The sequence below is a fragment of the Roseixanthobacter psychrophilus genome (assembly GCF_043195195.1).
GTDB lineage: Bacteria > Pseudomonadota > Alphaproteobacteria > Rhizobiales > Xanthobacteraceae > NCEH01.
Map to the genome: position 1 here is coordinate 1 of NZ_JBAFWT010000013.1, position 14,925 is coordinate 14,925.

Consider the following 14,925-nt stretch of genomic DNA (forward strand, 5'->3'; position numbering starts at 1 on the left):
TATTTTCGGCATTGGTGTCCAATCCATTCCAGACAAAGACGGGAGCGGGAAATATCGTAACTGCCTCCAGCAAACTGTCCTGCATCAACAACGCAGACATCAATGATACAAAAAGAGGCCCCGTTGAAAAAACGCCCATCGTGTGCGAAATATGGGAGTATGATTGAATAGCTCGCTCCCAAGCGACCGAGAGCTACGGCCTCATGTTCTGGGTAGTCATCGCGTAATTGTTCGACAAAATTACCGCGAACTAAAGTGTTGCTTTGTCCTATAACGGCATATTTCATTTTGACGTCCCAGCCGATCGAGAGTGTACCTTCGGCAATATACAGCCTTGAGGCCCACCCACAAAGAAAGGTGGAGGGTCCATCAACACGGCCGCTTGCTGATGGAGAGGCTGCTGGGGCCGCACGAGGGCAAGCGATGCCTCCCGCAGGGTTGAGCGCATTAGGTGTGTGGGGGGTGGCGTGGCGCTGCTACGTCTTGGGCAAAAGTTTGATTCTTCTAGAATATGAGCCTCTTGTCTAAATGGGGCTGGCCATGCCGATTGTCATTGCCATGGGCAATCTCGATGGTTCGCTCGAACAGGCTGGGGATTTCTGGTCGGCGGGGACGTGCTCAATGTACGAACGTGCCTTCGATTTCTCGTGTCGGCCGTCGGCCGGCTTGATGGGCAGCGGAAGGGTAGCGCATCCGACCCACGATTGCGGCCGTGTTGCGCTTAACCATCAATTCTTCAGGCAGGGACACGCCCACGTCCGCAGCCTCCAGCATACGCGCCCTCACCGTGCGCCGAAGCAGATCGGGAAGGCCGAGAGGCCGGCCCCATGGGTGTGGGTGCCGCTGAGGCAGCAGGGCGGCACGAGCAGGGCACCCGCCACCAGCGCCCCCGCCGTGGCCTTGCCGAAAATGCCGCCGAGCCAGCCCTTGCCGGTCTTCTCCGCGCCTTCGGCCGGAACTTGCGCCTCCACCTCGGCCGCTGGCGCCTCGGGCGGCGGGGCGACCACCGCGCCGAAGCTGGTGAAGAATTCACCCGCCAGCTTCTTGGACGTAGCATCGATCAGCCGCGCGCCGAGCTGAGCGAGCTTGCCGCCCACGTCCGCCTTCACCTCATAATGCAGGAGGGTCGCGTCGCCCTCCGGCTCGAGGCGCACCTTGGCCGAACCCTTGGCATAGCCGGCAAGCCCGCCGGACCCTTCGCCGGTGATGGTGTAGCCCTGTTCCGGAACGATGTCCGACAAGGTGACGGCGCCCTTGAACGAGGCCTTCACCGGCCCCACCCGCAGCACCACCACGGCTTCCATCTGCGTGTCCGAGGTCTTCTCGATGCTCTCGCAGCCGGGGATGCATTGCTTCAGCACCTGCGGATCGTTCAGCGCCGCCCAGACGGCCGCCGGGCTGGCTTCGATGCGCTGTGAGCCGTTCATGTCCATGGCGATGGTCTCTCTTTTTCTGATTTTCTAAGCAGCGGCGCCGCGCTGGTCGCGCCTGCGCACGAGCACCAGTTCGGCGAGGATGGAGAGCGCGATCTCCTCCGGCGTGATGGCGCCGAGATCGAGGCCCGCCGGGGCTTTCAGGACATCGAGCCGGGCTTGCGGAACGCCGGCGTCGCGTAATTTCTCGCTGAGCGTCTGCGCCTTGCGCCGCGAGCCTACGAAGGCCACATGGCGCGCCTCCAGGCCGAGCGCGGCGGTGAGGGCGGCGAGATCGCCCGCGCCCTGGGTGGAGACCACGACGAAGCGCGGCCCACTGGCCGGCGGCGGAGCGAAGCCGTCTGTCATGTGATCAGCGCCGGCGAATTTCGCATGGTCCGCGGCCGGCGCGGCGGCGGTGACGCTGAAGCCGAACTGCGGCGCCAGCGCAACCAGCGCCACCGCAACGGGGGAAGCGCCCATCACCACCAGTTCCGGGCGCGGCAGCACGGGTTCCACGAAGATATCCATGGTGCCCTTCGACGGGCACATGTTGGAGACGTAGCGCACCCCCTCGCGGGTCTCCCCGGCGTGCACGCCGAGATCGGACAGCAGGTCTTCCGGCTGGATCGAGACCAGGCGCGGCTGGCCGTCGGCGAGGGCCTCGCGCGCCGCCTTCAGCGTCGCTCCGCGCGCGCAGCCGCCGCCGATCCAGCCGGCGAGCACCGTGCCGTCGGGCAAAATCAGCGCCTTCGCGCCCGCCTTGGCAGCGGTGACGGAGACCGTGCGCACCACGGTGGCGAGGGCGAACGGCTGCTCCTTCTGCTTCATGCCGTCCATGAGCGCGAACATGTCGATGGGACTGGTCATGGCGCCTCCTCCCGTCATAGCCGGGCGAGATAGGGTTCGAGAGCTTCCAGGCTCTCCAGATTGTGGGCCGGCGCGAACAGGTCCACGAACGGCAGCGCCGCCTTCATGCCGGCGGCCTCCGGGGCATAATCGCGCCAGCCGATCATGGGGTTGAGCCACACGATGCGGCGGCAGCGGCGATGCAGGGCCGCCATCTCGCGCGCCAGAAGCTCGGGTTCGCCGGTGTCGTAGCCGTCGGAGACGATCAGCACGGCGGTGCGCGAATGGAGCGTGCGCGCGGCATGCCAGCGGTTGAAGGTGGCGAGGCTCTCGCCGATCCGCGTGCCGCCGCCCACCCCTTGGGCCATCAGGCCGAGGCGGTCCATGGCGCGCTGCGGGTCCTTCTCCTTCACCGCGTCGGTCACGTCGATCAGGCGGGTGTGGAAGACGAAGGCGGCGGCCTGGCGGAAGCTGTCCAGCGCGCCGTGGATGAAGCGCACGAACACCGCCACATAGGGGCTCATGGAGCCGGAGGCATCCAGCAGGATCACCAGCTTCAAGGGCTTTGCGCGGCGGCGGCGATGCACCAGCTCCACCGGCAGGCCGCCCCGCGCGACCGACCGGTGGAGGGTGCGCCGCAGGTCCAGCCGGGCACCGGTGCGGGCGGCGCGGGCGCGGCGGGTGAGGCGGGCGCGCATGGCCTTGGCGAGGCGCTGGGCCAGCGCATAGGCGCGCTCCAGCTCCTGCGGGTCGGCGATATGGCGAAAGTCGGTGGTCTCCAGCCGCTCGGCGCGGGAGGCCCCGGCGCGGCGCTGCTCGGCGCCTTCGTCCGCTCCCGCCTCGCTGCCTGGCACGCGGTCCACCCGGCTCACCGGCCCGCTGCCGCCCGCCTCGGGCGCCTCCGTGCCGGGGCGCGGCGGCAGGGCGGTGGGCGTGCGGCGCTGGTCCGCCATGCGCACGCTGGCGCGCAAATGCTTCTCGAACCAATAGGCCTCGAATAGATCGTCGAATTTCTCCCAGTCCGAGCGGCGGGAAGCGAACACCGCGCGCAGGGCGGCGCGCAGGCGGGCCTTGTCTGCAAGGCCGGGTTGGGCCAGCACCCGCAGCGCGTCGGCGCTCTCGGCGAGGCCGGTGGCGAAGCCGTTGTCGCGCAGCGCCCGCACGAAGCCCGCGAGCCGCGCGCGCACCATCGCGCCGGCCGGCGGCGGCTCGGGACGGGGGGAGGGCGCGGGCGCGTGCATCAGGCCACCTGTTCCAGCAGGCGGGAGACCACTTCGCGCGGCAAAGCGCAGCGGTCCTCATGGGTTTTCAGCAAGGTGATGAGCAGGTCGTAGACGCTCTCGGGGTCGTGCCGCAGGTCCTTCAGCCCGATGCCGGTGAGGGCGGCGGCGAAATCCAGGCTCTCGGCGACGCCCGGCACCTTGCGCAAATCTTCCCGCCGCACGTCGCGCACGAAGCGCGCCACCTGGAGCGCCAGCGCCGCGTCGATGCCCGGCACGCGGGCCTTCAGGATCGCGGCCTCGCGGTCCACCTCCGGAAAATCCACGAAATGATAGAGGCAGCGGCGGCGCAGCGCGTCGGAGAGTTCGCGCGTGCCGTTGGAGGTGAGCACCACGCGCGGAATGGAACGCGCCGTAACGGTGCCGAGCTCGGGAATGGTGACCTGGAAATCGGAGAGGATCTCCAGCAGGAAGGCTTCGAACTCCTCGTCCGCGCGGTCCACCTCGTCGATCAGCAGCACGGCGGGGGTCACGCTGCGGATCGCCGCGAGCAACGGGCGTTCCAGCAGATAGTCTTGCGAGAAGATCTCCGCCTCCACCGCGCGCGGGCTCTCGCCGCTGCCTTCGCGGGCCTTGAGCGCGAGGATCTGGCGCTGGTAGTTCCATTCGTAGAGGGCGGCGTTCTGGTCCAGCCCCTCATAGCATTGCAGGCGGATCAGCGGCGCGCCGTGCACCTTTGCGAGCGCCTGCGCCACCGCCGTCTTGCCGACCCCGGCCGCGCCTTCCAGCAGCAGCGGACGGTGCAGCAGGTCCATCAGATAGAGCGCGGTCGCAAGGTCGCGGTCGGCGAGATAGCCGGCCTCGGCGAGGCGCTGCGCGATGATGTCCCGGTCGCTCATGATTGCTTCGCCATCGAAAAAGAGGGGAGGGCGCCCCTGCGCCCTCCCTGGAGGATCAGGCGGCGGCCGCCGGGCGCGCGTGCAGGCCGAGCTTTTCCGCGGTCTCCCACATGCGCCAGGCATCGTGCGGCATGTCGATATGGGTGGTGCCGAGGAAGGAGAAGGCGTCGTTCACCGCATTGGAGAAGCACGGTACGCCGCCCACATGCGGGCTCTCGCCCACGCCCTTCGCGCCGATGGGATGATGCGGCGAAGGGGTCTCGGTGAAGTCGGTCTCCCAATGGGGCGTCTCCACCGCCGTGGGCAGGAAGAAGTCCATGAAGGACGCCCCCATCACATTGCCCATGGAATCGTAGCGGATCTCCTGGCCCATGGAGACCGCGAACGCCTCCGTCAGCCCGCCGTGCACCTGCCCCTCGATGATCATGGGATTGATGCGCGTGCCGCAATCGTCCAGCGCGTAGAAGCGGCGGACCTTGAAGACGCCGGTGTCGACATCGATGTCCATGACGCAGAAATAGGCGCCGAAGGGATAGGTCATGTTCGGCGGGTCGTAATAATTCACCGCCTCCAGGCCCGGTTCCAGATTGGGGATCGGCTGGTTGTAGGAAGCCCAGGCGATCTCCTTCATGCTCTTGCGCTTCTCCGGCAGGCCCTTCACCTGGAAAGCATCCACGTCCCATTCGAGATCGTTGTGGTGCACTTCCAGCAGGTGCGCGGCGATCATCTGCGCCTTCGCCCGGATCTTGCGCGCCGCCATGGCGGTGGCGGCCCCCGCCGTGGGGGTGGAGCGCGAGCCATAGGTGCCGAGGCCGTAGGGCGCGGTGTCGGTATTGCCCTCCTCGATCATGATGTCGTCGGCGGGGATGCCCAGCTCTGTGGCGAGGATCTGGGCATAAGTGGTCTCATGCCCCTGGCCCTGGCTCTTCGTGCCCATGCGGGCGATCACCGAGCCGGTGGGGTGGATGCGGATCTCGCAGCTGTCGAACATGCCGATGCCGAGGATGTCGCAATTCTTGGACGGCCCGGCGCCGACAATCTCCGTGAAGAAGGAAACGCCGATGCCCATGATCTCGCGCGTCTCGCCGCGCTTGAACGCTTCGCGCTTCGCCGCCTGTTCCGCGCGCAGGCCGCGATAATCCACCGCGTTCATCGCCTTTTCCATGGCGAAATGGTAATCGCCGGAATCATATTCCCAGCCGAGCGCGGCGTGATACGGGAATTGATCGCGGCGGATGAAGTTCTTCACGCGCAGGTCGGCGCTGTCCATGCCGAGCTTCTGCGCCAGCACTTCCACCGCCCGCTCGATGGCATAGACCGCTTCCGTCACCCGGAACGAGCAGCGATAGGCCACCCCGCCCGACGCCTTGTTGGTATAGACCCCGTCCACCTCCAGATGCGCCACCGGGATGTCGTAGGAGCCGGTGCAGATGTTCATGAAGCCCGCCGGCCATTTGGACGGGTCGGCGCAGGCGTCGAACGCGCCATGGTCGGCCAGCACATAGCAGCGCATGGCGAGGATCTTGCCGTCCTCGCTCGCGGCAAGTTCAGTGGTCATGTGATAGTCGCGGGCGAACGAGGTGGTGGAGAGATTCTCCATCCGGTCCTCGACCCATTTCACCGGCTTGCCGAGCACGATGGAGCCCACCACCGCGCAGACATAGCCGGCATAGGCGCCGACCTTATTGCCGAAGCCGCCGCCGATGTCGGGCGCGATCACGTGGATCTTGTGCTCCGGCAGGCCCGAGATGAGCGACACCACGGTGCGGATGACGTGCGGCGCCTGGAAGGTGCCGTAGAGCGTCAATTCGCCCTTGATCTTGTCCATGGAGGCGAGCGCCTGGCAGGTCTCCAGGGGCGAAGGATGGGTGCGGTGATAATAGAAGGTCTCCTTCACCGTCACCGGGGCCGAGGCGAAGGCTTCGTCCGTGCCGTCCTTCTCGCCCACCTGCCAGTTGAAGATGTGGTTCGCATGGCGGCGCGGCCCGTGGGCGCCGACCATTTTGTCCACGATGTCCTCGCGCAGGATGGGCGCATCGGGCAGCAGGGCCTTGGAGGGGTCCACCAGGACCGGCAGTTCCTCATATTCGCAGTCGATGAGCTCGATGGCGTCGGCGGCGATATAGCGGTCGTCGGCGATGACGAAGGCGACTTCCTGGTTCTGGAACAGCACCTTCTCGTCCGCCAGCACGGCCTGCACGTCGCCCGCCAGCGTGGGCATGTAATGCAGATTCAGCGGCTTGAGATCGGCGGCGGTCAGCACCGCGCGCACGCCGGGCAGGGCTTTCGCGCGGGAGGTGTCGAGTTTCTTGATGCGGGCGTGCGGATAGGGCGAGCGATAGAAATCGCCGAACAGCATGCCCGGCAATTTGATGTCGTCCACATAATTGCCGCGGCCTTGCGTGAAGCGGATGTCCTCTACCCGCTTGCGCTTGCAGCCCATGCCTTGGAGGCGCGCTTCCCGCTCCGCCTTGGTGGGGGTCTGGTCGTTCATTCCGCAGCCTCCTGGAACGGCACGCCATTGATCTTGGCGGCGGCGTATTGGATCGCCTTGACGATGTTCTGGTAGCCGGTGCAGCGGCACATGTTGCCGGCGATGCCGAAGCGGATTTCCTCTTCGCTCGGGTCCGGATTTTCCAGCAGCAGGCGATGGGCGCGCAGGATCATGCCGGGGGTGCAGAAGCCGCATTGCAGGCCGTGCATCATGCGGAAGCCTTCCTGCAAGGCGTGCAGCGTGCCGTCGGGCGCGGCCATGCCCTCGATGGTGGTGATGCTGGCGCCCTCGGCCTGCACCGCGAACACGGTGCAGCTTTTCACCGACTTGCCGTCGAGATCCACCGTGCAGGCGCCGCAATGAGAGGTGTCGCAGCCGATATGGGCGCCGGTGAGCATCAGGTTTTCGCGGATGAAATGAATGAGCAGCGTGCGCGGCTCGACGAGCCCTTCGACCGCATCGCCGTTCACCGTCATGGAGACGTGAACCTTCGCCATTTTTGGGTTCCTCGCGGAGTAAGGGATCAGCCGGCGGCGCGGGCGAGCGCCCGCGCCAGGGCGCGCTGGAGCATGATTCCCGCCATCTTGGTGCGGTAGGCGGCCGTGCCGCGTCCGTCGGTCGCCGGCTCGGTGATGGCTTCGGCGGCGGCGATGGCGCGCGCGATGCTCGCCGCATCCGCGCTGGTGCCGGTGAGGATGTGCGCGGCTTCTTCCGCCAGCAGCGGGGTGTCGCCCACGTTTGTGAGCGCGATGGCGCAAGTCGCGATGCGCCCGTCCGCCTTGGTGAGCACGACGGCCGCGGCGGCGGTGGCATAATCGCCGATCTTGCGCTTCAGCTTCTCATAGGCGGCGCCGTGCCCTTGCGGCGGCACCGGGATGGAGATGGCGGCAAGCATCTCGCCCGGCTCGAGGGCGGTGAAATAGGCGCCCTGGTAGAAGTCGCGGGCGGCCACCTCACGCGGGCCCTTCTCCCCGGCCAGCTGATAGGTGGCGTCGAGCGCCATCATCACCGCCGGCATGTCGTTGCCGGGATCGCCATTGGCGACATTGCCGCCGAGCGTGCCCACATAGCGCACCTGTGGATCGGCGATCAGCAGCGCGGTTTCCTTGAGGATCGGCAGGGCGCTGGAAAGGTCCGCCGAGGCGATCAGCTCGGCCTGGGTGGTCATGGCGCCGATGACGATGCGGTCGCCCTCGCGGCGGATGCCCTTGAGGTCGGCGATGCCGGCGAGGTCCACCAGATGCTCCGGCGTCGCCATGCGCAGCTTCATCATGGGAATCAGGCTGTGGCCGCCGGCCAGCGGGCGGGCATCCTCGCCAAGCCGCGCCAGCAGGGCCACCGCCTCCGGCAGGCTTTTGGGCCGGTGATATTCGAAGGAACCGGGAATCATGGCGTCTTCCCCTTGGAGCAGACCGGTTAAGCGGAACTGGTCTTGTTCCAAACAGGCTCGCCGCTCTCGCGCCGCAGCAACAAGGGTAAAGGAATCAATAGCTTCGCACGGTCATGAAGCGCGGCGGATGGCGCATGAACTGCGGCAGCGACGCTGACATTTTGGCATGAAGTGCGGCGGGGATGCTGACCTGTTCAGGCCTTGGCCGCACTCACCCGCTGTTTCAGCGTCGAGAACCGCGCGCGCGCAACAGGAATGCTGCGTTGCAGAACCGCGTCGATCTCGGCGGCGCCCGCATCGCCCACCCGGCGGACCGTCTCGATATGGGCGAGCGAGACGATATAGCTGCGGTGGACGCGCATGAAGGCGGCGGGATCGAGCAGGGCGTCCACTTCGCCGATGGTGTGCTGGCAGAAGAATTCGTGGGCGCCATCGGAGATATAGGTGTAGCGGGCATTGGCCCGCACGAACACGATCTCCCCCACCGGCAGCGCGCGGCGATGGCCGTCCTTTTCCACATCGATCTCGCGGGGGAAGCGATGCGGGGTGCCGTTCTTTGACGGCGGGGCGTCTTCAGAAGCCAACCCGTCCGCTTGAACGACATCGGCCGGCCCGGTGAGGGCCGGGGCCTGAACATGCGGTGGAAGGACGGCCGGGCTCGGCTCCAACGGGCGCCCTCCTGTCGGATCGCCGAACGCGAGACGAGGGGAGGGGCCGGCCGCAGCCGGTTCAACGGCGGGCGCCCGCTCGGGCATGAGCGAGAGCAGGAAGCCGCCGGAGATGAGGAACGACACGATGGCTACGATCATCGCCATGAGATCGTGCGACAGGCTCGGCGTGACAGCGGAGGAGAGGGGGGCTGCATGGTCGGCCATTACGCTCATGCCGGCCATGGCGGTATAATGCATGCCGGAAATGGCGAGGCCGAGCAGGATCGCCGAGGCCATGCGCGAGGCGCTGACGAACGGGCGCTCGATTTGCCACAGGGCCAGCGCGCTCGCCGCCACCGCCACCACTCCCGCCGCCAGCACATAGCGCGGCGCATGGTGCATGTGGCCCGGCATGTCGATGGCGGACATGCCGACATAATGCATCGCGATCACCCCCGCCCCCATGGCGAGCGCCCCGCCGGCGATGCGCAGCGGCCGGGGATGGGAGGTGTGCACGATCAGCACGCCGGCTCCCACCATCAGCACGCAGATGAGGAAGGACACCAGGGTCGGCAACACCAGGAAATCCACGCCGACCGGAAATTGCGCCGCCAGCATGCCGACGAAGTGCATGGACCAGATGCTGACCGCAAGCGTCACCGCCGCCGCCGCAAGCGCCAGGCGCCGGCGCACGCCTTCGCTGCGGTCCACCTGGTCCGCCAGCAGCAGGCTCACATAACTGCCCTGCGCCGCGATCAACAGCGATAGGGCCACAAGCCAAGGATTATGGGCGAGCACGTCACCTCTCCCGGCATGGCGCGCGCGGGCGCGTCCCTCTCCCGAATTGCGGCCTCGTTCGATGCGGGCCGCGCTTATCATCCTTGAGTAAAATTGTGCGAGGCCCCGGTCAATGCAGCTCTTCGCGAGGTGGCCCGCGAAACCTTGCGGGTGCGGAACGGAAAGGCGGGGCGCACGTTGAGCTTTGTCTGTGCATCGGAGCGCTGCCGTGTCACCTCGCGCCAATTGGAAGGGCTTCCTCAAGATCGCGGAGCTGAGCTGCGCGGTCGGGCTTTATTCCGCCGTGTCTCAATCCGAGCGCGTTTCCTTCCATACGGTGAGCCGCACAAGCGGCAACCGGCTGAGCCGCGTGTTCGTGGACGAGGAAACCGGCGAAGAGGTGCCGCGCGAGCAGCAGGTGAAGGGCTATGAGACCGGCAACGGCGCCTACATCATGCTTGAGCCGGAGGAAGTTGCCGCAGCCGTTCCCGAGAGCGACAAGACCCTTGATATACAGGCGTTCATTGCGTGCTCGGACATCGACCTCGTCTATTTCGACCGCCCTTATTATCTTGCCCCCACCGACGAGGTGGCCGCCAAGGTGTTCGCGCTGATCCGCGCGGGCATGGAGGCGAAGAAAGTGGCGGCGCTCGCCCGTACGGTCCTGTTCCGCCGCATGCGCACCGTGCTGCTGCGCCCGTTCGAGCAGGGCATGATCGCGACCACCCTGAATTTCGACTATGAGGTGCGCGCCGCCGCCGAGGCCTTCGCCGACGTGCCCGCCCTGAAAGTGAAAGGCGAGATGCTGGACCTCGCAAAGCACATCATCTCCACCAAGGCCGGCAGTTTTGATCCCACCGCCTTCGAGGATCGCTATGAGGGGGCGGTGGTGGAATTGGTCCGCGCCAAGCTGGAAGGCCGCAAGATCGCCCGGCCGAAGCCCGCCGCAAAATCCAATGTGGTGAGTCTGCTGGACGCGCTGCGCGAGAGCGCCGGGCACGGCGGCGGAGCCAAAGCGGGAGCCAAAGGCGAGGCGAAGGCGTCGCCCAAGCCAGCAGGTTCAGCCAAGGTCGCCAAATCCTCGGCCAAGACGAAGGCATCCAAGGCAGAATCGACAAAGCCAAAGGCACGACCGGCGCGCAAGGCCGGCTGAAGCAAAGGACTTTGCGCGGGCGCGCCTTATCCCTTTTCCCTCGTCTTTTGCGCGTCATGGCCGGGCTCGTCCCGGCCATCCACGCCGGCCGAACGCGCCATCCCTGAAAAGCCGGCGCCAATGGAGCCGCGTGGATGCGCGGGTCAAGCCCGTGCATGACGATGCTCTGCTTCAATCGCGCCGGACACTGAATGTCGATCGTACCTCGGGCCGTGCGCGCGCCGGCACTTCACTTGCGGCGTTTGCCGCTCGCTTCTTCGGCTTTCAGGCTGCGCTTCAGGGCATCCATGATGTTGACCACATTGCTCGGCGCCTCCGCAGGCGGCTTTGCCTTGGCCGGTGTGCGCCCCTTCTTCTTGGCGGCGATAATGGTCTTCAACTCCGCTTGAACGGGGTCCTTCACGAGATCCGCACTCCAAGGCTGCGAGCGCTCGGCGATGAGCGACTGGATGAGCTTCATCAGCGGCGCCTCGGGCTTTGCGGCGTCGATGGCGGCGAACACCTCGTCCGGGGCGCGCACCTCATTGCCGTAGCGCAGGGTCCACACCACCATGCCCTTGCCGTCCGGCTTCACCAGCACCGCGCGCTCGCGCCGATAGAGCACGAGGCGGGCGATGCCGGCGGTCTTGGTGGCGCCCATGGCATCGCGGATGACGGCGAAAGCTTCCTCGCCCACCGGATCGTTGGGAAAGAGATAATGCGGGGTGTCGTACCAGATCCAGCCGATCGACCCGTCGGGCACGAAGGTCTCGATATCGATCGTGCGGGTGCTTTCCAGCGCCACCGCGTCCAGTTCCTCGTCCTCGAAGGTGACATAGCTGTCTCCGTCGCGGGCATAGCCCATCACCTGGTCGTCGTCGTCCACCGAGGCGTGGGTCTGGTTGTCGATATATTGCGCGCGGACCCGATGGCCGGTTTCGCGGTTGAGCGTGTGGAAGCGGATCTTTTCCGATTGCGTTGTCGCTGGCATCATGGCCACCGGACAGGTGACCAGCGACAGCTTCAAAAAGCCCTTCCAGAAGGTCGGCGCGGCCATGGTCTCGCTCCGGTGCGATTTGCACCCTTGCGCAATGAACCCTTAGGCTCAAGCCGAGTTCCCGTTCCATCAGGCGGAGATGAACGTGGCACCGATGAACACGCTTTCCAGCTATCGCGCCAAGCGCGATTTCCAGAAGACCACCGAGCCGAGCGGCGCCGAGACCATCGCGCCTGCCGAGACGCGACGTTTCGTGATTCAGAAGCACGACGCGACGCGGCTGCATTATGATTTTCGCCTGGAACTGGACGGTGTCTTCAAGTCCTGGGCGGTGACGCGCGGCCCCTCTCTCGATCCGGCCGACAAGCGCCTCGCCGTGGAGGTGGAGGACCATCCGCTCGACTACGGTGATTTCGAAGGCACCATCCCCAAGGGCCAGTATGGCGGCGGCACGGTAATGCTGTGGGATCGCGGCACCTGGGAGGTGGAGGGCGGTCTTTCCCCCGAAGAGGCGCTGGCCAAGGGGGACCTGAAATTCACCCTCCATGGGGAAAAGCTGCACGGCAGCTATGTTCTGGTGCGCATGAAGACCGATCGCACGGGCGGCAAGCGCACCAATTGGCTGCTGATCAAGCATCGCGACGCGGACGCCCATCCCGGCGACAAGGATGCGCTGCTGAAGCAAGATCGCTCGGTCGCCTCCGGGCGCGGCATGGCGGAGATCGCCGCCGGCGAAGGCCCGGCGCCCACCCCCTTCATGACGGCGCGCGCCAGCAAGATCGCCGCCGATGCGGTGTGGGATTCCCGCGCCGGGCTGGCCGCCGAGAAGCGTGCCGCGACGGCCGGCGCCGCCGGGTCCGCCGTGGTGCGATCCGCCCGCGCGGCGGCGCCCGCACGGGCCCGCGCCGGCAAGGGCGCGTCCGGCAAAGGCGCACTCGCCGGGGCCGCCACGATGCCGGATTTCGTTCCGCCCCAGCTCTGCACCTCGCTGGAGCGCCCGCCGGTGGGCAGGGATTGGGTGCACGAAATCAAGCTCGACGGCTATCGCATCCAGATGCGGGTGGAAGACGGTAAGGCAGTCCTGCGCACGCGCACCGGCCTCGATTGGACCGCGCGCTTTTCCGCCATCGCGCAAGCGGCACAAAGTCTTCCCGATGCGCTGATCGACGGCGAGGTGGTGGCGCTCAACGCCCACGGCGCGCCGGATTTTCCCGCGCTCCAGGTGGCGCTGTCGGAAGGACACACAAAGGATCTGGTCTATTTCGTCTTCGACCTGCTGTTCGAGGCGGGTGAGGATCTGCGAAGCCTTCCCCTGGAAGCCCGCAAGCAGCGCCTTCAGGCCCTGCTGGCGGCGCATGGCGACGGGCTGCGCATCCGCTATGTCGAGCATCTGGACAATAGCGGCGATGCAGTGCTGCGCTCGGCATGCCAGCTCGACCTGGAGGGCATCGTCTCGAAGCGCCGGGACGCGCCTTATGCCTCGGGCCGCACCGGCGCCTGGACCAAGGCCAAGTGCCGCGCCGGCCATGAGGTGGTGATCGGCGGCTGGGCGACCACAAACGGCCAATTCCGCTCGCTGCTGGTGGGCGTGCATCGCGCGGACCATTTCGTCTATCTCGGCCGCGTTGGCACAGGATATGGCGCCGCCAAGGTGCGCACGCTCTTGCCGCGCCTGCAGGCGGTGGAGGCGCAGACATCGCCGTTCTCGGGCAAGACCGCCCCGCGCAAGGAAGCGGGCGTGCACTGGACCCGGCCCGAGCTGGTGGCGGAGGTGGAATTCGCCGGCTGGACCACCTCCGGCATGGTGCGCCAGGCCGCCTTCAAGGCGCTGCGCGAGGACAAGCCGGCCGCCGAGGTGGAAGCCGAGCGTCCCGCGCCGGTGGAGGAGACGCAGATCCCCCTTCCCGCGCAGGGCGCAGGGCGGGGCAAGGCACCGGCGCCTGATGCCAAAGCCACGCCGAAACCTTCTGCGCGGGCGGTTTCCTCAGGCAGGCCGCAGGTCATGGGCGTGCTGCTCTCCAATCCCGACAAGCCGCTCTGGCCTGACGCCGATGACGAAGTGCCGGTGACGAAGCTCGATCTCGCGCGCTATTTCGAGGCGGTGGGGGCCTGGATGCTGCCGCACATCAAGGGGCGTCCCTGCTCCATCGTTCGCGCGCCGGATGGGATCGGCGGCGAGACCTTCTTCCAGCGCCACGCCATGAAAGGCACATCGAACCTGCTGGAGCTTGTGACCGTTTCGGGTGATCGCAAGCCCTATTTGCAGATCGACCGCGTGGAAGGGCTCGCGGCGGTGGCGCAGGTGGCGGGGCTGGAACTGCACCCATGGAACTGCGCGCCCGGCCGGCCCGAGGTTCCGGGGCGGCTGGTGTTCGATCTCGATCCGGGGCCGGAGGTGGCGTTTTCCGCTGTGGTCACGGCCGCCCTCGCGATGCGCGACGCGCTGGCGGACCTCGGGCTTGAGAGCTTGTGCAAGACCACGGGGGGCAAGGGGCTGCATGTGGTGGTGCCGCTCGCGGCGCCAAGATCCGGAGGACCGGACTGGTCGCAGGCGAAGGGGTTCGCGCGCGAGGTCTGCGCCCGCATGGCGCGCGACGCCCCGGAGCTTTATCTCGTGAACATGGCCAAGAAGCTGCGCACCTCGCGCATCTTCCTCGATTATCTGCGCAACGACCGCATGGCGACGGCGGTGGCGCCGCTCTCGCCTCGGGCGCGGCCGGGCGCCACCGTTTCCATGCCGCTGCTATGGGAGGAGGTGGACGAGACGCTCGATCCCAAGCGCTTCACGGTGCGCACCGCGCCAGAGCTGCTTTCGACGCGCAAGCCCTGGGCGGAGTATGACGCGGCGGCAAAGCCGCTTGCGCCCGCGCTCAAGCGTCTCGCCAAGGGCTAGTCTAATCGTTGTCCCTTCAGGGACGCGTCAGCGAACCTCCTTGCGCTTCACCCTTTCGCGCAGGCGCCGGCCAAGCGAGTCGAGGGGGAAGGGCTTGGTGATCATCTCCATGCTCCGGCTCCAGGAGCCGTAGCTTAAGCTCCGCATAGGGGGCGGAGGCGGGCTAACCCACCCTTCTCTTGAAGGTATCTTTCGGTTTCATTCGTGCTCGA

The 14,925-nt window shown here is 66.8% G+C and carries 12 protein-coding genes; 2 read left to right on the forward strand and 10 right to left on the reverse strand.

Annotation, left to right across the window (positions count from 1 at the left end; translation table 11 throughout):
- From V5F77_RS13425 to V5F77_RS13465, 9 genes are all read right to left on the reverse strand, one after another.
- Positions 1 to 287: hypothetical protein (locus tag V5F77_RS13425; protein WP_429005861.1), on the reverse strand; the 287-nt coding region annotated here is incomplete at its 3' end.
- Positions 288 to 782: 495 nt separating this feature from the next.
- Positions 783 to 1,433: an SRPBCC family protein gene (locus tag V5F77_RS13430; RefSeq protein ID WP_429005862.1), complete on the reverse strand. Its 651-nt coding sequence runs from the start codon at positions 1,431 to 1,433 to the stop codon at positions 783 to 785.
- Positions 1,434 to 1,460: 27 nt separating this feature from the next.
- Positions 1,461 to 2,282 (reverse strand): XdhC family protein, encoded by an 822-nt coding sequence (locus V5F77_RS13435; RefSeq protein ID WP_429005863.1) that lies wholly within the window; start codon positions 2,280 to 2,282, stop codon positions 1,461 to 1,463.
- Positions 2,283 to 2,296: 14 nt separating this feature from the next.
- Positions 2,297 to 3,502 (reverse strand): vWA domain-containing protein, encoded by a 1,206-nt coding sequence (locus tag V5F77_RS13440; protein ID WP_429005864.1) that lies wholly within the window; start codon positions 3,500 to 3,502, stop codon positions 2,297 to 2,299.
- Positions 3,502 to 4,380, reverse strand: coding sequence for an AAA family ATPase (locus tag V5F77_RS13445; RefSeq protein WP_429005865.1), 879 nt, complete (start codon positions 4,378 to 4,380; stop codon positions 3,502 to 3,504). The genes V5F77_RS13440 and V5F77_RS13445 overlap by 1 nt, the downstream gene beginning before the upstream one ends.
- A 55-nt stretch (positions 4,381 to 4,435) precedes the next feature.
- Positions 4,436 to 6,874, reverse strand: coding sequence for an aerobic carbon-monoxide dehydrogenase large subunit (locus tag V5F77_RS13450; RefSeq protein ID WP_429005866.1), 2,439 nt, complete (start codon positions 6,872 to 6,874; stop codon positions 4,436 to 4,438).
- Complete coding sequence (locus tag V5F77_RS13455) at positions 6,871 to 7,371, reverse strand: 2Fe-2S iron-sulfur cluster-binding protein (protein WP_429005867.1); 501 nt, start codon at positions 7,369 to 7,371, stop codon at positions 6,871 to 6,873. Before V5F77_RS13455 ends, V5F77_RS13450 begins: the two co-directional genes overlap by 4 nt.
- A gap of 26 nt (positions 7,372 to 7,397) precedes the next feature.
- Positions 7,398 to 8,264 (reverse strand): FAD binding domain-containing protein, encoded by an 867-nt coding sequence (locus V5F77_RS13460; RefSeq protein WP_429005868.1) that lies wholly within the window; start codon positions 8,262 to 8,264, stop codon positions 7,398 to 7,400.
- Between the two features lie 194 nt (positions 8,265 to 8,458).
- On the reverse strand, positions 8,459 to 9,712 hold the full coding sequence (locus V5F77_RS13465; RefSeq protein ID WP_429005869.1) for an MHYT domain-containing protein: 1,254 nt from the start codon (positions 9,710 to 9,712) through the stop codon (positions 8,459 to 8,461).
- Positions 9,713 to 9,920: 208 nt separating this feature from the next.
- Between V5F77_RS13465 and ku (V5F77_RS13470) the strand changes: the two genes are divergently transcribed.
- Complete coding sequence (gene ku, locus V5F77_RS13470; RefSeq protein WP_429005870.1) at positions 9,921 to 10,844, forward strand: non-homologous end joining protein Ku; 924 nt, start codon at positions 9,921 to 9,923, stop codon at positions 10,842 to 10,844.
- A 229-nt stretch (positions 10,845 to 11,073) separates the two neighbouring features.
- Here the strand turns inward: ku (V5F77_RS13470) and ku (V5F77_RS13475) are convergent, their stop codons facing one another.
- Positions 11,074 to 11,880, reverse strand: a complete 807-nt coding sequence (gene ku, locus V5F77_RS13475; protein WP_429005871.1) for a non-homologous end joining protein Ku — start codon at positions 11,878 to 11,880, stop codon at positions 11,074 to 11,076.
- A 94-nt stretch (positions 11,881 to 11,974) separates the two neighbouring features.
- Between ku (V5F77_RS13475) and ligD the strand changes: the two genes are divergently transcribed.
- Complete coding sequence (ligD, locus tag V5F77_RS13480) at positions 11,975 to 14,713, forward strand: DNA ligase D (RefSeq protein WP_429005967.1); 2,739 nt, start codon at positions 11,975 to 11,977, stop codon at positions 14,711 to 14,713.
- Positions 14,714 to 14,925: the final 212 nt, after the last annotated feature.

What these genes read in the sequence shown, in the direction of transcription:
- V5F77_RS13430 (WP_429005862.1), bottom strand. Translation starts at nt 1,433, where the DNA reads ATGGACATGAACGGCTCACAGCGCATCGAAGCCAGCCCGGCGGCCGTC.
- V5F77_RS13435 (WP_429005863.1), bottom strand. Translation starts at nt 2,282, where the DNA reads ATGACCAGTCCCATCGACATGTTCGCGCTCATGGACGGCATGAAGCAG.
- V5F77_RS13440 (WP_429005864.1), bottom strand. Translation starts at nt 3,502, where the DNA reads ATGCACGCGCCCGCGCCCTCCCCCCGTCCCGAGCCGCCGCCGGCCGGC.
- V5F77_RS13445 (WP_429005865.1), bottom strand. Translation starts at nt 4,380, where the DNA reads ATGAGCGACCGGGACATCATCGCGCAGCGCCTCGCCGAGGCCGGCTAT.
- V5F77_RS13450 (WP_429005866.1), bottom strand. Translation starts at nt 6,874, where the DNA reads ATGAACGACCAGACCCCCACCAAGGCGGAGCGGGAAGCGCGCCTCCAA.
- V5F77_RS13455 (WP_429005867.1), bottom strand. Translation starts at nt 7,371, where the DNA reads ATGGCGAAGGTTCACGTCTCCATGACGGTGAACGGCGATGCGGTCGAA.
- V5F77_RS13460 (WP_429005868.1), bottom strand. Translation starts at nt 8,264, where the DNA reads ATGATTCCCGGTTCCTTCGAATATCACCGGCCCAAAAGCCTGCCGGAG.
- ku (WP_429005871.1), bottom strand. Translation starts at nt 11,880, where the DNA reads ATGGCCGCGCCGACCTTCTGGAAGGGCTTTTTGAAGCTGTCGCTGGTC.
- ligD (WP_429005967.1), top strand. Translation starts at nt 11,975, where the DNA reads ATGAACACGCTTTCCAGCTATCGCGCCAAGCGCGATTTCCAGAAGACC.